Origin of the sequence: Sorangium sp. So ce836, assembly GCF_028553905.1 — a bacterium.
GTDB classification, from domain to species: Bacteria; Myxococcota_A; Polyangia; order Polyangiales; family Polyangiaceae; genus Sorangium; species Sorangium cellulosum_D.
In genome coordinates this window covers 7601029-7620389 of the sequence record NZ_CP102233.1, presented here as the reverse complement: position 1 = coordinate 7620389, position 19361 = coordinate 7601029, and the positions used below count along the sequence as shown (strand labels likewise).

19 protein-coding genes are annotated in these 19361 nt (G+C 73.7%); 9 read left to right on the top strand and 10 right to left on the bottom strand.

What is annotated here, in order from left to right; genetic code table 11:
- Positions 1–41: 41 nt before the first annotated feature.
- The 5 genes from NQZ70_RS27385 (at position 42) to NQZ70_RS27365 (ending at position 3222) form a co-directional block, all read left to right on the top strand.
- Positions 42–635: a hypothetical protein gene (locus tag NQZ70_RS27385; RefSeq protein WP_129576838.1), complete on the top strand. Its 594-nt coding sequence runs from the start codon at positions 42–44 to the stop codon at positions 633–635.
- Between the two features lie 99 nt (positions 636–734).
- Entirely contained in the window at positions 735–971 is a 237-nt protein-coding gene (locus NQZ70_RS27380) for a hypothetical protein (RefSeq protein ID WP_020737154.1), read from the top strand.
- 247 nt (positions 972–1218) lie between these two features.
- Positions 1219–1413, top strand: a complete 195-nt coding sequence (locus tag NQZ70_RS27375) for a hypothetical protein (RefSeq protein WP_129576837.1) — start codon at positions 1219–1221, stop codon at positions 1411–1413.
- 297 nt (positions 1414–1710) lie between these two features.
- Positions 1711–2397 carry a DUF2914 domain-containing protein gene (locus NQZ70_RS27370; protein WP_129576836.1) on the top strand — a complete coding sequence of 229 codons (687 nt, stop codon included), beginning with the start codon at positions 1711–1713 and terminating at the stop codon, positions 2395–2397.
- 18 nt (positions 2398–2415) lie between these two features.
- Positions 2416–3222: a hypothetical protein gene (locus NQZ70_RS27365; protein WP_129581607.1), complete on the top strand. Its 807-nt coding sequence runs from the start codon at positions 2416–2418 to the stop codon at positions 3220–3222.
- Positions 3223–3270: 48 nt separating this feature from the next.
- Here NQZ70_RS27365 and NQZ70_RS27360 read toward each other — a convergent pair whose 3' ends face one another.
- The 6 genes from NQZ70_RS27360 to NQZ70_RS27335 all read right to left on the bottom strand — a co-directional run bounded on the left by NQZ70_RS27360 (position 3271) and on the right by NQZ70_RS27335 (position 10648).
- Positions 3271–4290, bottom strand: coding sequence for a hypothetical protein (locus NQZ70_RS27360; RefSeq protein WP_165374191.1), 1020 nt, complete (start codon positions 4288–4290; stop codon positions 3271–3273).
- Positions 4290–5264, bottom strand: a complete 975-nt coding sequence (locus NQZ70_RS27355; RefSeq protein WP_129576834.1) for a hypothetical protein — start codon at positions 5262–5264, stop codon at positions 4290–4292. The genes NQZ70_RS27360 and NQZ70_RS27355 overlap by 1 nt, the downstream gene beginning before the upstream one ends.
- A gap of 50 nt (positions 5265–5314) precedes the next feature.
- Positions 5315–6826, bottom strand: coding sequence for a serine/threonine-protein kinase (locus NQZ70_RS27350; protein WP_272825807.1), 1512 nt, complete (start codon positions 6824–6826; stop codon positions 5315–5317).
- A 166-nt stretch (positions 6827–6992) separates the two neighbouring features.
- Entirely contained in the window at positions 6993–7850 is an 858-nt protein-coding gene (locus tag NQZ70_RS27345; protein ID WP_129581606.1) for a 1-acyl-sn-glycerol-3-phosphate acyltransferase, read from the bottom strand.
- A gap of 207 nt (positions 7851–8057) precedes the next feature.
- Positions 8058–8915, bottom strand: coding sequence for an SUMF1/EgtB/PvdO family nonheme iron enzyme (locus NQZ70_RS27340; protein WP_129576833.1), 858 nt, complete (start codon positions 8913–8915; stop codon positions 8058–8060).
- 344 nt (positions 8916–9259) lie between these two features.
- Positions 9260–10648: a hypothetical protein gene (locus NQZ70_RS27335; RefSeq protein ID WP_237244102.1), complete on the bottom strand. Its 1389-nt coding sequence runs from the start codon at positions 10646–10648 to the stop codon at positions 9260–9262.
- A 137-nt stretch (positions 10649–10785) separates the two neighbouring features.
- Here NQZ70_RS27335 and NQZ70_RS27330 point away from each other — a divergent pair, with 137 nt between their 5' ends.
- Positions 10786–11631, top strand: coding sequence for an MBL fold metallo-hydrolase (locus NQZ70_RS27330; RefSeq protein ID WP_129576832.1), 846 nt, complete (start codon positions 10786–10788; stop codon positions 11629–11631).
- Positions 11632–11686: 55 nt separating this feature from the next.
- Here the strand turns inward: NQZ70_RS27330 and NQZ70_RS27325 are convergent, their stop codons facing one another.
- A complete protein-coding gene (locus tag NQZ70_RS27325) occupies positions 11687–12388 on the bottom strand; it encodes a DUF192 domain-containing protein (RefSeq protein ID WP_129576831.1) in 702 nt (233 codons plus the stop codon).
- A 66-nt stretch (positions 12389–12454) separates the two neighbouring features.
- Between NQZ70_RS27325 and NQZ70_RS53155 the strand changes: the two genes are divergently transcribed.
- On the top strand, positions 12455–13258 hold the full coding sequence (locus NQZ70_RS53155) for a peptidylprolyl isomerase (RefSeq protein ID WP_165374189.1): 804 nt from the start codon (positions 12455–12457) through the stop codon (positions 13256–13258).
- A 78-nt stretch (positions 13259–13336) separates the two neighbouring features.
- On the opposite strand, the gene NQZ70_RS27315 is transcribed toward NQZ70_RS53155, so the two are convergent.
- Positions 13337–14317 (bottom strand): lamin tail domain-containing protein, encoded by a 981-nt coding sequence (locus NQZ70_RS27315; protein WP_237244101.1) that lies wholly within the window; start codon positions 14315–14317, stop codon positions 13337–13339.
- Between the two features lie 145 nt (positions 14318–14462).
- Here NQZ70_RS27315 and NQZ70_RS27310 point away from each other — a divergent pair, with 145 nt between their 5' ends.
- Both NQZ70_RS27310 and NQZ70_RS27305 read left to right on the top strand, forming a co-directional pair.
- A complete protein-coding gene (locus tag NQZ70_RS27310) occupies positions 14463–15011 on the top strand; it encodes a hypothetical protein (protein WP_129576830.1) in 549 nt (182 codons plus the stop codon).
- The gene (locus NQZ70_RS27305) at positions 15002–16681 is read left to right on the top strand and encodes a putative metal-binding motif-containing protein (protein WP_129576829.1); all 1680 of its coding nucleotides are present in this window, start codon (positions 15002–15004) and stop codon (positions 16679–16681) included. The genes NQZ70_RS27310 and NQZ70_RS27305 overlap by 10 nt, the downstream gene beginning before the upstream one ends.
- A gap of 81 nt (positions 16682–16762) precedes the next feature.
- On the opposite strand, the gene NQZ70_RS27300 is transcribed toward NQZ70_RS27305, so the two are convergent.
- Entirely contained in the window at positions 16763–17782 is a 1020-nt protein-coding gene (locus NQZ70_RS27300; protein WP_129576828.1) for a hydroxymethylglutaryl-CoA lyase, read from the bottom strand.
- Entirely contained in the window at positions 17779–19218 is a 1440-nt protein-coding gene (purF, locus tag NQZ70_RS27295) for an amidophosphoribosyltransferase (RefSeq protein WP_129576827.1), read from the bottom strand. Before purF ends, NQZ70_RS27300 begins: the two co-directional genes overlap by 4 nt.
- Between the last annotated feature and the right edge of the window lie 143 nt (positions 19219–19361).

Below are 19361 nucleotides of genomic sequence, written 5' to 3'. Positions count from 1 at the left end.
GCTTACACCCGATTTCGTGTCCGGTGGTAGAACTGGCCTCCATGCACCCACGTCGGGCGTCGCTCGCCCGAGCCGCCATCCTCTCGCTCGCGGTCTCGGCCTGCTCGCGGACCGCGGCGGAGCCGGAGCCGCCGCCGGCCGCCTCCGGCGCGCCGATCGCCGCGCCCCTCGCGTGGGACGCCCCGGGGAGCTGGGCCGCGCTCGAGGCGCCGCGCGCCGGCCCGCGCAAGGCGATCTACAAGGTGCCGAGGGCAGCGGACGACAAGGACGACGTCGAGGTGCAGGTCCTGTCGTTCGGCCTGGGGAGCAAGGGGGACGTCGAGGCGAACTTCCGGGAGTGGTTCGCGCAGTTCGACGGCGACGTCGGGGCGAAGGCCCGGCGGGAGTCGTTCGAGGTCCGCGGCATGCGGGTCGAGCTGGTCGAGGTGGCCGGCACCTACAAGATCCCGCTCGGGCCCCAGGGGGGCGCCCGCAGGCGCGCGCCCGTGGAGATGGTGAAGGACGGCTACCGGCTCCTCGGCGCGGCGGTGAGGACGCCCGATCGCGGCAACTGGTTCTTCAGGATGGTCGGCCCGGACGACACGGTGCAGTCGGCGCGCTCGGGCTTCCGGAGCTTGCTCGAGTCGGTGCGTTAGCCGTCCGGCCGGCGGCCGCGCGGCCGAGCGCCCCGCGAGGGCCGCGCCGGGCCGCGCGGCCCTCGCGGGGCGCTCGGCGCGCGTGATACGTTGCGCGCCATGGATGCTGACCGAAAGCGCGACGCTCGCACGCCGGCCGAGATCTTCCGCGCCGAGGCGGAGGCCGAGGCGGAGCAGAACCGGCTCTGCGAGGAGAGCAAGCACCAGCTCGCGAACCGCTGTCCGGAGTGCGGTAGCCTCGGCAGCATGGAGCTGGTCGACGGGCTCATGCGCTGCATCGACTGCGACGAGGTGGTGGCCAGAGCCCGGCAGCTCCCCGGCTTCGGCCGCCGCTGAAGCGCTCGTGCGCTTGCACGCGCGGGCAGAAGCGCGCAATGTCAACGCCAACGCCCAGGCTGTGCCGGACAGAAATCATCGGGCAAGTTCTTTCCTGATGATTTTCGCTCGAAGCCGTGACTATTCTGCAAACATTGGCGCACTCGCGCCTAGGTCGGTTTTTCGCCCCAGACGCGGTGTACGGAAGTACAGCTGGCCAGCCAGCCGGGGCGATAACAGCCGGACTGAAGTGTTGAAGGAGTTGGAGATGAAGCAGATCGCAGCGGAAGGCTCGGACCACTCGTCACGGGAGACAAGCCAGGGATCCCGGGCGACGACGGCACGAGGCGCGAGCGGAGGCCTGCTCATCCTGATGATCGAAGACAGCGCGATCGCGAGCTTCGGGCCCACCCAGGAGGGTGAAGTGGCCAACAGTCCGCGCTGGTCCCGTCCGAAGCGCTGACACCGGGCGCCTCGACGCGCGCGCCCTCGTGGCCGTGCTCCCCTCGTGGAGCGCGAGCAGACCACGTCGTTGTAACGCGGTGCGTTGTCATTTTTGAGGGGGCTTTGACCCGCCGCGCTGGCGGCGTTTCGCCCGAGCCCCGCATCCGCTCCGCGCCGGCGGCTCTTCGTGAGCCCAGCGCGGTGAGCCCGGCGAGGGCGACGGGGCCTCAGGCCGCTGCGTCGCCGTTTTTTCGCCCGCTCCGCTGAATCGTGGCACCTCGTCGGTGTGCATACCCGGGGAACGACGCGGAAAACCATGGTCTTGACGCTCGCCGTCGCCGCTTTCGGCGGGGGGGCGCTCGGTTGCAGCGACGCGAGCGAGGCGATCGCGCGGATCACCCGGGAAGAGCCTCCCGCGCTGAGCCGCGCGGCCCACGGGCGGCCGGGCGACGGGCAGGCGAGCGGGGCCGCGGAGGACGCCGAGGCGCGGTCGGCCGCGGACGGCGCTGCCGCGGAGGGCCGGAGCGACGCAGACCGCCGCGACGCGGCGATCGCGGCCCGCGGCCCGGCGCGGGAGCGGCGCCGCAGGTCGGGGTCGTCCCTCGAGGCGCGCGCCGCGGGGCCCGGGGCGCAGGACGGCGGCGCTGGCGAAGGGGCTGCCGCGGCGCCCGAGCTCCAGGTGATGCGGCTCGTCGTCGCGAAGGGCATCGCCGGCCGCGAGCCGATCGAGCCGGCGACGTCGTTCGCGATCGCGGAGATCGAGCGCCTCTACGCGTTCGTCGAGCTCTCGAACAAGGACCGGGCCGCCTCGGAGATCACCGTCGTCTTCACGCCGCCCGGCGGGAGCGCGCCGCTGCGCATCCCGCTGGCGGTCGGCGCAGAGCGGCGCTTTCGCACCTGGGCGGCCACGCGGAAGGCGCGCGCGGCGGGGCTCTGGTCGGTGACGGTCAACGACGCGGCGGGCAAGGAGCTCGCGCGCGCCTCGTTCACGATCACGACGTAGGAGGCGCCCGTGGCTCGCATGTTGCGCTCGCACCTGGCCTTGCTCTGGCGCGCCCGCCGCGCCGCCGTCCTCGTCCTCGCGCTCGCTGCTGCGGGAGGCTGCGTCTCCCGCGTCGCCCGGGAGCCCGACGCCGCCGGGCCGCGGCGCTCGCCCGCGGCCGCCCGCGCTCCCGGCGACCACGGGGAGCTCGACTTCTGGGTGCCCGACGGCCCCGCGGCCAGGGTGCTGTCGCTGCAGGTCCCGGAGAGCACGGAGGACGACCCGTCCGACGCCGAGCGCTCCGACGACGAGCCGCCCGCGCCCGCCCGGCCGCGGCGGGGCGTGACGTCGGCCGAGGCCGACGAGGAGCGCCGCTACGTGGTCCTGCCCGGCGTCGATCTGGCGCCCGCCGTGGAGCAGAAGGTCGCGGAGATCGCCTCCGCTTACCATCGGCGGACCGGAAAGGAGCTCGTGGTCACGAGCGGCACGCGCGATCCCGCGCGGCAGGCCGAGGCGATGCACGATCTCTTCCGGCACGGCGCCGACGTCCTCGGCCTCTACAAGGACAAGGCGGCGGCGCGCGAGATCAAGAGCGCGTACGAGGAGGGGCTCTCGGCCGACGAGCCCCGCGAGGCCGTGATCGCGGCCCTCGAGCGGGTGATCCGCGCCCAGATCGACCGCGGCGTGTTCATCTCGGCGCACCTCAGGGAGGGCGCGGTCGACATCCGGAACCGGGACATGACGCCGGCCGAGAAGCGCGCGTTCCGAGAGGGGCTCGACGAGGTCGGGGGCGTGTTCGCGCTCGAGGAGTCGCGGCCGCCCCACTACCACCTGCAGATCGATTGATCCCGGGACGCCGAGCGGTCCGCGCTGCGCGACCGCTGGCGCCGCGGATCACTCGTCGTTGAACCTGACGATCTGCCCGGCGTCGGTGTTCGTCCAGTAGACGCCTGACCCGTCCACGGCGATGCCCGTCGGGCCCCCCTGACCCGGCGCGATGATCTCCGGCTCGGCGGTCCCGTCCTTGCGAATCCGGTACACGTCCCCCGCCGTCCTGACGGTCACGTAGAGGTAGTCCCCGTGCGCGGCGATGCCGGTCGGGGGGCCCGACAGGCCTTTGAGGAGGGGCGATGGGGCGTCTCCCTCCGAGGTGATCCGCGGGTATCGCATCACGCCGTCCTGGGTGAGCCAGTAGAGATTGGCCTCGTCCAGCACGAGCAGGCCCGGCTCCACGAGGTCGCTGCGGAGCTGCTCCGCATCGTCGGCGTCGCTCGTGTTGTCGACGGAGAGCGTGTTGTCGGCGCGATCGGTCCAGTAGACGAGGGCGCCGTCGGTCGCGACCCCGGCGGGCTCGTCGCCCACGAACAGATCCTTTCGCGTGCCGCCGGCCTTGGGGATCCAGGTGATGCGGCTGCCGTTCGGGCGAGCGCTGTAGACGTTGTCGGCGCTCAGCGCGATCGCCTCCGCGGCGCCGCAGCTGCCCCACAGCGGCTCGTCGAGAGCCGCCGGAAACGTCGCGGCTTTCGGCAGCTTCCGCAGCTTGTCGCGCTGATGCTTGGTGCTGTCGCAGTCCCCGGTGAACGCCGCGTCGGTGCTCGACCAGTAGATGTGCGTCGCGTCCAGCGCGATGACGTCGGGCACCTCGCTGGAGGGCGCGAGCAGGTCGATGACCTCCCGCTCGTCCTTGATCTGCCGCCGGAGCGCGCCGCCCCGGCTCCCGTCGGCGGTCGCGCTGGTCCAGTAGATCGCCTCCTCGTCGAGCGCGATGCCCCGAGGCTCCCCCTGGTCCTCGGCGATCACGATCAGCGGGATCACCTGGCGATCCTCGATCCCCGCGATCTCCGCGCATCCGTGGAGGCCCGGCGCGAGCGCGGCGAGCGCGAGCGTCGCGGCAGAGCGCTTCGACCCGCGCATCACCACCGCCCTCCGAGCGTCACGCGCCCCCCGTCCGAGGCGACGGTCGGCGAGAGCCAGACGCGCTCGCCCGCGACGGGCTCCTCCGGCGACCGCGACAGCAGCACCATCGCGGCGCCGGCCCCGAGGCACAGGAGCCCCGCGCCGACGGCGATGTTCGAGACCATCGCCGTCGTCCGGGCGCTCTCGTTCGCCTCGACGTCCGCGCGGCTGCAGCCGAAATTGCCGCCGCAGCCCGCCTCGACGTCCCCGGCCTTCTGGATCGCCATGATCCCGAACACCGCGCCCACGCCGAGCCCGGCGAGCCCGACCCCGCCGGCGACGAAGCCGAGCGTGCGCACCGGGCTGCCGGTCGCCTCGGGCCTCGCGGCCCCCGGCCGGACGGCCGGCGCCGGCGGGGCAGCGGGAGCGGCCTGCGCCGGCCGCTGAGCGGCGGCGTCCGCGAGCGGCGGGATGACCACCCGCGGCGCGCTGGGGCCGGGATCGAGCGTCACCTGCTGCGACCACGGCTGCTTGCCCGGCGCGTTGGCCTCGATCGTCGCCGTGCCCGGATCCACGGGGATGCCCGAGCCCGTCGCCGCAGCGGCGCTCAGCTCCTTGCCGTTCAGCGTGATCGACATCCCCGGCGCCGCCTCCGCGACCTCCAGGACGAGGCGCGTCAGCCGAGCTTCGAGCTCGGCCGCGCGCCTGGCCGCGAACTGGGAGCGATCCTGCTGCCCGGCGGTCGCCGCGAGCGCGGACGCCTCCTTGAACTCGGCCCACGCGCTGGCGGTCTTGCCCTCCTTCTCGTGGCACACCGCCAGGTTCAGCAGCGTCCCGACCGTGGGATCCACCCGTTGGCTCTCGGCGAGCTTGGGGCACGCCTCCGTCAGCCTGCCCTCGTCCATGAGCTTCTTGCCGTCCTGGAACAGCCCCTCGGCGAGCGCCTTGTCCGCCGCCGTCGGCTGCGCCCGGAGCGGCGAGGTCAGGCTCATCCAGGAGAGCAGTGCGAGCCATGCGCCCGCGTGTCGCGATCGAAACGATCTCAATGGCGGCTCCTCAGCATTTCGTCCTCGCTGGTCGACACCGGCGGCCGGGGCAGGGGGCCCGGCCTGAGCGGCGCTCCCGACGCGGTCGTCTTCGGTCGCGCGCCGGTCGCAGCGCTGCCCGCGGGGGCCGCGCTCGGCGCAGGGCTCGGGGGCGCAGCGCTCGCCGCGGCCGGCGCGCTCGAGGGCGCAGCGCTCGCCGCGGCCGGCGCGCTCGAGGGCGCAGCGCTCGCCGCGGCCGGCGCGCTCGAGGGCGCAGCGCTCGCCGCGGCCGGCGCGCTCGGGGGCGCAGCGCTCGCCGCGGCGGCCGTGCCGGGGACGCGCTCGGCGCCGCCGGGGCGGTCGGGCTCGCTCGCCGCGGCGGAGCTCGGCGCCTCCGCGGTCACGCGCACGCTCCCGACGAGCCACACGCCCGCGCCGGCCACGCCGGCGAGCAGCGCGGCCACGCCGGCGGCCATGAGCAGCCTGCGCCGCGACCGGCGGCGGAAGCCCGTGTGCGTCCACGAGGCGCCGGACAGCCGGTCGCTGTCCTCGGCCGCCCTCGAGTTGAGCAGCGTCTGCCCGGCCGGCGACGCCGCGCCGATCGCGCTCTGGATGCGCGAGGTCGAGAGCTTCGCGAAGCTCGACCCGAGCGGCTCGAGCGCCTGCGCGAGCTTGCCGACGTTGGCGTAGCGGGCGCTCACGTCGCGCTCCAGGCAGCGCGCGACGATCCGCTCCAGCGTGGCGGGCGCGTCGCTGCGCTTGTCGCGCAGCCGCGGCACCGGCTGGTGGAGGATGTTCGCCATCACCGCGGCGACCGTCTCGCCCTGGAACGGCGGCTCGCCCGTCACCAGCGTGTACAGCAGCACGCCGAACGACCACACGTCGGCGCGCCCGTCGACCGTCCTCGGGGCCATCATCTGCTCGGGCGACATGTACCCGGGCGAGCCCATCACCTGCTTCGTCGACGTGAGCCCCGGCTCCGCCGGCGAGTCGAGCCCTTGCCCCTTCGAGATGCCGAAATCGAGGACCTTGATGTGCCGTGTCCCGTCCGGGTGCTCGGCGAGGAACAGATTCGATGGCTTGATGTCCCGGTGCACGACGCCGGCGGCGTGCGCCTCGGCCACCGCCTCCAGCGCCTGCAATACGTAGTCGACCGCGTCCTGGATGGACAGCGGGCCGTGGGTCTCGATGACCTGCTGGAGATCGAGCCCGCTCAGGAACTCCATCACCATGAAGGGCACGCCGCTCTCCGTGGTGCCGACGTCGAACACGCGCGCGACGTGCTCGCCTTGCAGGCGGGCCGCGGTGCGCGCCTCGCGCAGGAAGCGCGCGACCGCCTCCTGGTTGGTGAGGGCGTCCTGGCGCAGGATCTTGATGGCGACCTGCTGGTCGAGATCCTCGTTGCGCGCCGCGAGCACGACGCCCATTCCGCCGATGGCCACGACCCGCTCGACGCGGTACTTGGCCGCGATGAGCTCTCCGGGCTGGGCCACCGGTGCGAGGAGCTGCGCGGTGCGGTCGGGGGTCACGGCTGGCGCTCAAGCCTACATGAACGGACTCGGTTTTCCGAGAGCCGCGCGAGCCCCAGCGCCCTTTGTCATGCACGGGCAGGTTTCGCCGCGGCAGGGCGCTGCCCGCTGGCGTCATGGGCGCTCTCGGGCGCCACCGCGCTGCCATGCTGCCGCGGTGGCCTTGTCAACCGCGCGGGAAGAGGCCGTGCCTGCCGGCCGTCCGGAGCTCGTCGAGCCCCGCCTGCATCCGCGCGACGACCCGCGCGAACGCGCGCTCGACCTCGTCCGGGTCGTCCGCGGCCTCGCGCGGGAGGCCGAGGTGCAGCGGGCGGAGCACGCGCGTGTGGATCTTCACCGGCAGGGGCACATGGGGGATCGGGACGCCGACGATGAGCCCCCACGGCAGCGCGAGGCCGAGCGGCGCGACGTTCGAGCGCGCGAGCTGGGGGAGGCGGAGCCACTCGGCCACCTTGCGCCCGTCCGTGGCGATGTAGAGCGACTGGTGCGCGCCCGCGCTCACGATCGGCACGATGGGCACGCCCTCGCGGATGGCGAGCCGGACGAAGCCGCGGCGCCGGCCGAAGCGGATCGTGTACTGCGCCGACGTGGGCTTGCAGGCGTCGAGATCGCCGCCGGGGAAGACGAGGACCGCCGCGCCCCGGACGAGCGCCCGCCGCGCGTTCTCCGGGCTCGCGGCGATGGCCCCGCAGGCGTTGAGCCAGGGGCCGGCCTTCGGGACGTTGAACGGGAGATCGTGCATCAGCCCGTAGGACAGGCGCGAGGGCCCATAAAGGCGCCAGAACGCCGTCATGTGGCAGTACATATCCGGCATTCCCGTCATCGCGTTGTGGTTGCTGACCGCGAGGAAGGGGCCGTCGGGCAGCTCCGCTTCGAGCTCGGTCTCGCAGCGGAAGTAGTCGTCGTAGAGCAAGCCGAGCAGCGGGAGCACGCGGGCGATGAACGCCGGGTCGCGCGCGTCGAGATCGTCCGGGCGCGCGCGCTCGCGGCCCTTGGCCGAGAACGCCGCGATGGCGTCCCGCACGAGGTCGAGGCTGGGGCGGGGCTCTCTCGGCAGGGTCAGCACCGTGTCCCGGTGCCCTAGCCTGCGGCGCGACCGAGGGGAAGCGGTTCGTCCGGGGCGCCTGCCGCCGGGCCTCGGGCGCGCGGCCTCGCTCGCGGCGCAGCGGACCTTCGCGAGCGAGGCCGCCGCGGCGCGGGCCGGGGCGGCGACGGTGGGCCCGTCACCCCGTCACTGCGCGTCGCGGCAGCACCGGAAGCTGGTCTCGTAGAAGCGGAACCCGTCCGCGTGCGCCGGGTTCGTGGAGCCGCACCGCGGCTTCGCGCCGCCGAAGCAGCCGGACCAGTAACAGCCCTTGAGGACATGGGGATACTCGTTGACGTGGTACTTGGTGCGCACCACCCACTCCTCGACGTTTCCTGTCATGTCGTAGACGCCGAACGCGCTCACGCACCCCGGCCGCGAGCCGCTCGGCTCGGCCTGGTACAGCGCCTGGACCTCGGCGAGCGCCGCGTCGGAAGGCCAGGTGTTGAGCGCCCCCTCGTCGGGCGCAATCCACGTCTTGCCGTCGTTGCAGCGCTCGGCTTCGTGGGTGTTCCCGTAAGGATAGACGAGCGCCTCCGGGCCCTGGCACGCCGTGTCCCACTCGTCCTCGGTGCAGAGGCGTTTGCCGCGCTCCTGGCACCAGGCGTTCGCCGAGACGGCGCTCTCCATCACGAGCGGCAGGGCGCCCTCGATGTTCGGCGCCTCGAAGCGATCGATGCAGTATCCCTCGATCTCCACCATGTCGGGCGGGCACGGCCCTTCGGGCGGCGTGTCGAGCGGGAAGTCCTGTCCGTCGACTCCGCCGCTGCCTCCGCCCGCGCCGCCTTCTCCCGCGCCGCCCGCCCCGGCGCCGCCGCTTCCTCCAGCGCCGCCGCTGCCGGCGAGTTCTATCGAGGTCGACGAGGACGAGGACGTCGCTGCCGCCCCCCCGCCGCCCGAGGCGTCGTCGTCGCCGGAGCCTAGGCCGCCGGTGCAGGAAGCGCTGAGGAGTGAGACGAGCCCGAGGCGCGAGGCGAGCCGAACGGCGAGAGATCGAGCGCGCATGGCCGGCTCCTCGCCGATCAGGGTGCCAGAGCTGCGCTCTCTCGTCGAGCGCGGGCGCCGCGCTTCGCGCGCTCTCCGCCGCGGTCCGTCGCGCCAGATCGTCCTCGACACCGACCTTCGTCCTCCGCCTTCCTCCTTCATCGCCCCTCGCCGTGCCCGGACGGAGCCACCCGCCAGGGGCGGCGCCGCCCGCGCGCGGCGCTCAGGCGTACATGAAGAGAACCGCCCTGGCCCACGGCCCGGGAGACTCCGAATTGAAAAATTCTCCTCTTGGCGTACTTGGCGCCTCGGCGGTGCTCTTTCCCGGCTTCCGGCCGCCGTACGCCTCGATCTCCGCTTCCGCGCTACAGCCGGAGCTTGCAGCGGAGGATCGCGCTCGGGTTGACCCGCGCGGCGGTCAGTCGGCTCGCGCGGGCGTCGACGCGCACCTGGACCGCCACCGAGCCCGCGAGCGTGCGGCTCACCAGATCGCGCGCGAGCAGGCCCACGGCGCCGGTCAGGTGCGCCATCGCAGCGGAGCCGGCCAGCAGCGAGCACGGGATGGATCCGGATAGATCCATCCCGATCGAGGCGTCCGCGCCGTCGCGCTGGATCGTCCCCGTGCCCTTGAGCTTCAGCGCGCCGGCGGCGACCTCCACCCCGTTCAGCGCGATGCGCCGGCGGTCGCCCGAGATGTGCGCGTCCGCCGTGACGGTGGTGATGTCGCCGAAGAGGAGCCCGTCGAGCTCCCTGGGATGAGGCAGGGTGAAGCCCTTCACCGTGAGCGCGATCGGACCCTCGAGCGGCGCCTCGGACAGGGCCGTCCGGTCCGCCCCGGCCGCGAGCCGCAGCTCGAACGTGCCGGAGACCACCATCGTCGAGGCGCCGACGTCCACGCCGAGGAGCGCGCCCACGGCGGCGAGCTGCGTCGGCGCGAGCTCGATCGAGGCGCTCGGCGAGGGCCGCGGCCGGAGCTCGGCCCGGAGCGGCGCGGCGGCGGCGTCCTCGCCGCCGAAGCCGAGGGAGATGGAGGCCGCGCCGATCGACCAGGAGACGTCGGTGCGCGCCACCTCCTTGCCGGCGACGAGCACGCGCGCCTGCTTCAGGACGCCGGCCTCCAGCCCCGGCGCGCCCGGCGGCGGCGCCGCGGCGCCCTGGACCGAGCCGGCCGAGCGCCGCACGAGCGAGGCGTCCGCCAGCGCGAGCACCTCCGGCCCCCCGTCGCGATCCCGCAGGCCGAGGCGGACGCGGCCCGTGGTGAGCGGCAGCGACGCCGCGCGCGGGCCGTGCTGCGCGACCCACGCTGGCAGGCCCTCCAGGGCGTCGATCCCCGCGACGGTGAGCTCGACCCCATCCGCCGCGATCCCGGCGGGCGAGAGCCCGCGCAGCGCGATCGTGGTGCGCGCCACCGTGCCCGAGAGCCCGCGCACCCCGAGCAGGGAGAAGCGCGCGTCGCGCAGGCGGACCGCGCCGAGGCCGACGTCGATCGCGCCCGGATCCAGCGCGACGCCGCGCGCGCGGGCCTCGGCGACGATGTGCCGGCGGAGCGCGGGCGGACCGAGCACGAGGAGCGCGGCGACGGCCGCCGCCACGGCGGCGATGGCGACGAGCGCTGCGATCAGGGCGCGGCGGCGCCGCCTTCCGCGCGGCGCGACGCCGGGGGCGGCGGGCGCGGCGCCGTCGCCGGGGGCACGCGGCGCGGCGAGCGGCGCCTCCGTGGGGGTGTCAGGGGAGGGGCGGGAGGTGGGCACCACGACGTGGGATCCCTCTAGCGTCGTTCCAGCGCGCTCGCGAGCGCTTCGCGCGGCTCAGCGCGCTTGCGGCCAGGCCCTCGGCTGCGCTACGGGTCACAGGAGCCGTCCGTCGTCGTTCCCGTTCCGCGGAGCCCGGTATGAAGATCACCATCGTCGCGAGCGGGAGCGGAGGCAACGCCACCCTGTTCTCTTCCCGGGGCACGCGGGTCCTCGTGGACGCGGGCGTCGGGCCCCGGGTGCTGGAGCAATGCCTCTCCGCGGCGGGCGCGGGCGGCCCGCTCGGCTGGGCCCCCGACGCGATCGTGATCACGCACGCGCACGCCGACCACGTCGGCGTGGCCGCCAAGTACAACAAGAAGCACAAGATCCCGATCTACGCCTCGGAGGCCACCGCCCGCGCCGCGGAGCTCGGCGACCCGGAGCGCGTCCGGAGCTTCTCGCCGCGCGAGCCGTTCGCGATCGGCGCGCTCACCCTCTCGCCGAGGCCGCTGCCGCACGACGCGGCGCAGGTCGCGCTCGTCGTCGACGACGGGGCGCGGCGCGCCGCGCTCGTGACGGACCTCGGGGAGGTCCCGCCGGGGCTCCTCGAGCACGTCGCCGGCTGCGACGTGCTGCTGCTCGAGTCGAACTACGACGCCGACATGCTCGAGGCCGGCCCGTACCCGCAGCACCTCAAGCGCAGGATCCGCTCGGCGCGGGGCCACCTGTCGAACGCGCAGGCGTGCGCGCTGCTCGCGGCGCTGCCCGGCGGCACGCACACGGTCGCGCTGATGCACCTGTCCGAGGTCAACAACCGCCCGGATCTCGCCCTCGACGCCGCCCGCGACGCGCTCCTCGGCAAGCGCGCGCGCCTGCTCGCCGCGCCGCCGCGGGGGCCGCTCGTCCTCGACGCCGCGCCGCCGGCCCCGCCGCCCGGCGCGGCGCGGTCGGCGCTCGGCCCGCCGGCGCCCCCGCGCCAGCTCGGCCTGTTCCCGGGGATGTAGCGCCGCGCGCGCGCCGGCCGAGGCGACGCCGCCCCGCCCCCCGCGCGGGCGAGCGTCAGATCCCCTCGAGCCGGACCTTCTGGCCCGCGCGGACGCCGTGGCGCCGCGCCCAGCCGGCGTTCAGCTCGAGGACGTACGTCGAGGGGCAGCCGACGTCGAAGGTCGAGTCGTTGAGCGTCGGGGTGTTCTCCTCGATACCGACGATCGTTCCATCGCCGTCGATGAACAGCATGTCGAGCGGGATGCAGGTGTTGTGCATCCAGAACGAGTGTTGGGTCCGCTGCTGGAAGACGAAGATCATCCCGCGGTTCTCCGCCATGCTCTTCCGGTACATGAGCCCGCGGGCGCGCTCCCTCTCCTTCCGCGCGATCTCGACGAGGACGTCGGGCGCCTGGGCGTCGAGGAAGATCACCTTGCCGGTCGCGAGCTGGAACGGGCCGGTCGGGTCCTCGGGGCACGCCGGATCCGGGCCGGCCTTCGGGGTCGGCCGCTCCGGCGCGTCCGGGGTCGGCTCGATGCAGCGGCCCGCGGCCGTCGCCTCGGCGACAGCGGGCGGCGCCTCGGCGACGGCGGGCGGCGCCTCGGCCGAGCGGGGCGCCGCCACCTCGCCGCGGGGCGCGACCTGGAGCGGCTCGTCGACGCGGCGCTCGCACGCGCCGAGGGCGGCCGCGAGCAGCAGCGCGCCCAGGGCGGGCGCGAGCGAGGCGAGCGAGGCGAGCGAGAACGGACGGGTCGCGAGGGCGCAGCGCGAGCTCATGCCGCTTCCTACCACGGCGAGGCTCGCCCTTGACCGCTGGACCGCGACGCGCGAAACCGTCCCCCGATGATCGCTCGAACCCTCGCCATGCAGCCCGTCGCCGCGCTCGCCGCGCTGGCGGTCCTCGCCGGATGTTCGAAGACCCCGGAGCCCACGGCCGAAGAGTCGCCGAAGACGAAGGCGACGACGACGCCGGCATCGACGGGGGCGGCCGGCAGCAAGACGGAGAAGACCGAGAAGGAGCGCCCCCCGCCGCAGCGGCGCAAGGTCTCCGCGAAGCCGGTCGCCGAGGTCAAGCCCAGCGAGGACGACCCGGTGAAGGGCAAGTGGACGCTCGATGACGCGACCAAGGGGCTCCCGCCGGGCAAGGCGCTGACCGCGTCGATCGAGACCGACCTCGGCACGCTGTCCTGCAAGCTGTTCGACGACAAGGCGCCGATCACGGTCGCCAACTTCGTCGGCCTGGCGCGCGGGATCAGGCCCTGGAAGACGCCCGAGGGCAAATGGGAGAAGAAGCCCGCCTACGACGGGACGATCTTCCACCGCATCATCCAGGGATTCATGATCCAGGGCGGCGACGCGAAGAAGAACGGCACCGGCGAGGCCGGCTACGTGATCCCCGACGAGATCTGGGAGGACGGCAGCCACGACCGCCCGGGCCTCCTGTGCATGGCGAACCGCGGCAAGAACACGAACTCCGCGCAGTTCTTCATCACCGACGCGCCGGCGTTCCACCTCGACAACGGCTACACCATCTTCGGCGAGTGCGGGCCCGAGGAGCTCGTCCACAAGCTCGCCGGCGTCGAGGTCAAGGGCGAGCGCCCCGTCAACCCGCCGGTCATCAAGAAGGTGACGATCACCCGGCAGTGAGCGCGCCCCGGCGCTCGCCGCGCCGAGCTCGCGCCCCCGCCGCGCCGCGGCGCGGGGCCGAGCCCGGAGGGGCGGTGGCTACTCGCAGTCGTTCTCCTCGCCGGGCGAGGGCGAGGTCGACACGGTGAAGCTGACGTCGAGCCACTCGCTCGTCTCGTCGTGCCCGCTGATGCCGTTGCCCTCGGTCAAGAGCTCGCCGACCTCGCGATCGTTACAGCGGACGATGCTCTCCCCGCTGCCGTGCGCCGCGGCCGGTCGCTGGCTGTTGCGCGAGGTGTCGTCGGCATAGCCGGTCTTCCCCGTCTTGTACGCCATCGCCGAGTTCCCCAGCTCCGCGCCCCAGATGACGTAGTCCACGTCCTTGAGCGGGCTGCCCTCGGTGCCCTCCCACTCGAAGAGGATCACCATCTCCCCACCGTCGGTGAGCAGCGCGCCGGCCTGCGCGCCGAGGGCGCCGTTCGTGGGCGCGATCATGGGCGGCACGTCGTCGCCCCCGCAGGGGATGGGCGACTCGTCAAGCGCGAAGTCGGCGCACCGATTGTACTCGAGCTCGAACGCCTCATCGCTCGCGAGCACGAGGCGCGCCCCCGCGTCGATCACGGTTCCGGGAGGGAACTGGACGAGGAAGTCCGTCCCTGCGCTGCCGACCGGGGCCCAGGCTTTCCCCTCGGTGATGGCATAATAAACGGCGTTGTCCGAAAGGTAGTAGTTGGTGAGGTCGACCGGCGCGTCGGTCGGGTTCCAGATCTCGACGAACTCGGCCGCTCCCGGCCGGACGACGACCTCCGAGATCAGCAGGTGGTCGGCGGGCTCGCCGCCGACCTCGCCGCCGCCGCCGCCGGCCTCGCCGCCGCCGCCGGCCTCGCCGCCGCCCCCGCCCTCGCCGCCGCCGCCGGCCTCGCCGCCGCTGCCGCCTTCGCCGGCGCTGGTCGAGGTGGTGCTGGAAGAGCTCGCCCCGCCTCCTCCGGCCGCGTCGTCACCGCCGCAAGCCATGAGGTGGGCGAGCGTCAGAGGGGAAGCTGCGAGGAGCGCGATACTGAGCAGGTTGCGTTTGTGCATTGTTGAGAGATACATCAGAGCGCCGGCCAACAGGCAAGTGGGATTGCAGCCTGGGGGAAACGATCCACCTCTCGCGACCGCGTCAGGACGCTGCCCGCGCTGCCAAAGGCATGGCAGGCGCGCGTGGAATCGATAGCATGGCGCCATGCGACGCTGCTCCTCGCTCTTCCTGACACTCCTCTGCGTGCCGCTCCCTGGTCTGGGCCTCGCCGTCGGTTGCGGACAAACCGTCATCGTGGACGATCCGTCCGCGGAAGGCGGGGGCGGCCAGGCCGGCGCGCCCCCCGTTCCGGGCGTCGGGGGCGGCGGCGCCGACGCGGGCCCGGACCCGCTCGAGGAGTACGAGGACCCCGGCTGTCCCGACATGGGGCCGCCGATCACCGATTTCGCGTGCGATCCCTACGATCAGTCGAGCGGCTTTTGCGCGCCCGGAGAGGGGTGCTTCATCTACGTGCAGTATCCGAGCGAGCCGTGCGGGCAGGAGATCTACGGCGCCTTCTGCGCGCCGGCCGGCCCCGGCGGACAGGGCGATCCGTGCAGCGGCGGCGGCCAGTGCGGCGCCGGGTTCGCCTGTGTCGTGACCGGCTCGGGCACGCAGTGCGTGGAGCTCTGCGCGCTCAGCGGCGACGACAGCTGCGCTCCGGGGCTCGTGTGCGAGCCGATCGACGTGGAAGGGATGGGCGGATGCCTGTGACGACGCGCTCCGTGGGTCCGCGCGCGCATCGGAGGACGGCCCTCGCGCTGGTCCTGCTCGGGGTCGCCGCCGGCGGCGCCGCGCTCTCGGGGGGGTGCGGGGCGCGGACGGGGCTGAACATCCCGCCGCCCGCGCCGGAGTGCGAGGTCGACGCCGACTGCCCCGGCGCCAAGGATCTCTGCAACCCGGTGATCTGCCAGCTGTTCGAGGCGGGGCAGCCCGAGGGCGGCGCGGCGCCCTCGCCCGAGGGCGGGGCGGGCGGCGCCGCCCCCCGGCGCGGCGGGACGTGCGTCTCCCTGACGCCGGTCGACTGCGACGACGGCGATCCGTGCACCCGCGACACCTGCGAGAGCGCGACCGGTCTGTGCAGCTACGGGCCGTCGACGCTCGATCTCGACGGCGACGGCTTCCGCGCGCCGCTGCCCGGCACGATCCCCGGCGAGCCGCTCGCGTGCGGCGACGACTGCGACGACTCGAACGCCGCGGCCCACCCCGGCGGGAGGGAGATCTGCGACGGGGTCGACAACGACTGTGACGGCACGGTCGACAACGGGGCGCGCTTCGTGCCGCGCGACCTGGACGCGATCCGCATCTCGGGCGACATCGCGCCGGCCGGCGCGGGCGGCCTGTCCTGGAGCGGGACGTCGTACGCGGCGCTCTACACCGGCACCACGCGGGGCTTCAACGTGTACCGCTCGATGATCAGCGCCGGCGGGGAGCCGCTCGCGCCCGGCGAGGAGATCATCACCCCGAAGAACGGCGACGCCTCCGGCGGGCCGATCGTGTGGGTCGGGGATCGGTACGGCGCCGCCTGGCAGGACCGGCGCGACGGCGACTACGAGGTGTACTTTTCCTTGCTCGACGAGAACGGCGAGAAGGTCGAGGGCGGCGATCGGCGGCTCTCGAACGCGCCCGGCTTCTCGGTCAACGTGTCGCTCGCGTGGAACGACGCGGAGTTCATCCCGGTCTGGCAGGATGAGCGCAACGGCGCCTTCGACCTGTTCGCCCAGCGCATCGACGTCGACGGCAACCTGATCGGCGACAACGTCCAGCTCACCGACGGATCGAGCGGCTTCGACAACGAGGCGCCCTCCGTGGCGGCGGGCCGGAGCGGCATCGGCGTCGCGTGGTCGGCGGGCGACGCGGTCACGCATTTCATCCAGTTCCAGACGTTCGACGCCGAGCTCCAGCCGAGCTCGGCGCTCGTCTCGCTGACGAACGGCGACACCGACGCGGTCTATCCGACGGTGGTGTGGAACCGCGATCGCTACGTCATCGCGTGGTACGACAAATCGGCGAGCCCCAAGGCGATCTACGCCGCCGCGGTCTCGGAGGACGGCGAGATCCTCATCCGGCCGAGGGCCATCTCGAACCCGGGCCCCTTCCGCTCCCGGTACCCGTTCCTGCGCCCGCTCGGCGATCGGCTGCTCGCGATCTACTCGGACGATCGCGACCAGAACGACGGCTACGAGCTCTACGCGGTCACGGTGAACGCGGATCTCGTGCCGATCAGCGACGAGCAGCGGCTCACCTTCGCGCGCCGCGACAGCATCGGCCCGGTCGCCACGTTCGGGCCGGACGGAGACGTGGGCATCCTCTTCCGCGACGATCGCGAGGGCGGCGAACACCACGTCTTCTTCACCCGGCTCGAGTGCAAGGCGGGCGACTGACGACCCGGCGGCCGAGCGCGCCGCGGCGCTCGGCCTCGGGCTGAGCGCCGCCCAGCGCTCGGCCTCGGGCCGGCGGCGCGCTCAGCCCCGGGTCGGCAGGCGGCGCAGCCGGAACGGGCCGGCGCGGTGGACCTTGCCCGGCAGCGGGCGGCCGATCACCTGCTCGGCGACGTTGCCCGCCTCGATGATCTTGTCGAGATCGACGCCGGTCCGGACGCCCATCCCGTGGAGCATGAACACGAGATCCTCCGTCGCCATGTTGCCGGCCGCGCCCGGCGCGTAGGGACAGCCGCCCACGCCCGCCACCGACGCGTCGAAGTCGCGCACGCCGAGCTCCAGGCCGACCAGGATGTTCGCGAGCGCCGTGCCCCGCGTGTCGTGCAGGTGCAGCGCGAACCGCTCGGGCGGCATCGCGTCCAGGAAGCGGCGGACGATGTCGTGGGTCTGCCGCGGGGTGCCGACGCCGATCGTGTCGCCGAGCGAGACCTGGTAGCACCCGAGCTCGATGAGCCGCTCCGCGATGCGCACGACGCGGGCGGGATCGACGTCGCCCTCGTACGGGCAGCCCCACACGGTCGAGACGTACGCGCGCACGGCGACGCCCGCCTCGCGCGCCGGCGGGACGATCTCCGAGAACACCGAGAGCGTGTCGTCGATCGACTTGTTGACGTTGGCGCGGTTGTGCGCCTCGCTCGCGCTCAGGAAGACCGCGATCTCGCGAAGGCCCACCGCGAGCGCCCGCTCGAGGCCGCGCGCGTTCGGGCACAGGGCGCTGAAGGTCACGCCCGGCTCGGTCGCGATCGTCCTCGCGAGCTCCTCGGCGTCGGCGAGCTGCGGCACCCACTTCGGCGAGACGAAGCTCGTGATCTCGATCCGGCGGAGGCCGGCGGCGACGAGCGCCGCGATGAGCCGCCGCTTGCCCTCGATCGGGATCATCGCCGCCTCGTTCTGGAGGCCGTCCCGCGGGCTCACCTCGTAGATCGAGACCTCGTCGGCGACGCGCGCGAAGAGCGGCGCGGACGCGGCGCCGCCCGCGCTCGGGCGCTCGGCCGAGCCCTCGGTCGCCGGCGGACCCTCGGCGGAGGGGCGGGGCAGCGTCAACCGCTCACCATCCGGAGCTGCCGGCTCGGCGCGGCCGGCGTGAAGGGGATCGGGTAGCTGCCGGAGAAGCACGCGTGGCAGTAGCTGTCCGCCGACGGCCGCGCGGCCGCGGGGTCGCCCTCGCGCGCCTCGATCGATCGCACGCCCTCGACCAGGCCCTCCAGCGACAGGTACCCGACGCTGTCGGCCGTCAGGTAGCTGCAGATCTCGTCCACGGAGTGGCTCGAGGCGATGAGCTCCGATCGCGTCGGCGTGTCGACGCCGTAGTAGCAGGGCCAGCGCGTGGGCGGGCTCGAGATGCGGACGTGCACCTCGCGGGCGCCCGCGTCGCGGATCATCTTGACGATCTTGCGGCTCGTCGTCCCGCGGACGATCGAGTCGTCGACGACGACGACCCGCTTGCCCTCGATCACCGCCCGGTTCGGGTTGAGCTTGAGCCGGACGCCGAAGTGCCGGATCGACTGCTGCGGCTCGATGAACGTGCGGCCGACGTAGTGGCTGCGGATGAGCCCCATCTCGAACGGGGCGCGCGCGCGGTCGGCGAAGCCGATCGCCGCCGGCACGCCCGAGTCGGGCACGGGGATCACGACCAGATCGTCGCCCGTCTCCACCGGCTGCTCGATGGCCAGGCGCCGGCCGAACGCCTTGCGGACCTCGTAGACGCTCACGCCCTGGATCGTCGAGTCGGGGCGGGCGAAGTAGACGTGCTCGAAGATGCAGAGCTTGCGCGGCTCCGGCGCGAAGGGGAACTCGGAGCGGACCCCGTCCGCGTTGATGATCACCATCTCGCCCGGCGCGACGTCGCGCACCTTGCGCGCGCCGATCAGATCGAACGCCGTCGACTCGCTGGCGACCACGTGGGCGACGCCGCTGCCGCTCGGCATCTCGCCGAGGCAGAGCGGCCGGATCGCGCGCGGGTCGCGCACGGCGATGAGCTCCCGCTCGGTCAGGAAGAGCAGCGAGTATGCGCCCTCCACCTGCTTCAGCGCCTCGGCGATGCGCTGGCGCACATCGTCCTTCTTGCTCATCGCGATGAGGTGGACGATCGACTCGGTGTCGCTCGCGGTCTGGTAGATCGAGCCGCGCGCCTCCAGCTGCTCGCGCAGGGTCTCGTGGTTCGTGAGGTTGCCGTTGTGCGCGACCGCGAGCGAGCCGCGCGCGTAGTCGACGCCGAGCGGCTGCGCGTTCTTCAGGTGCGAGCCGCCCGCGGTGGAGTAGCGGACGTGGCCGATGGCGCGGTCGCCGGGCAGCGACGCGAGATCGGACGGCGCGAAGCCGGACTGCACCCGCCCCATGGCGCGGTGGCCGTAGAGGCGTTCCCCGTCGCTGCTGACGATCCCCGCAGATTCCTGCCCTCGATGCTGGAGCGCGTGCAAACCGAGGTAGGTCATGTTGGCCGCCTCGGGGTGGCCAAAGATTCCGAACACACCGCACATGCCGCCTATCTAGTACGAAAACGGGGCATGACCCACCATCATGGCGATCTGTCGTCATGATGAGGCGGCCGAGCGCCGGCGCCGGGCCGGAGGCCGGCGCCGGGGCGCGCTCCGGAGCGGGCTGGCCCGGAGGGCGATCGCGC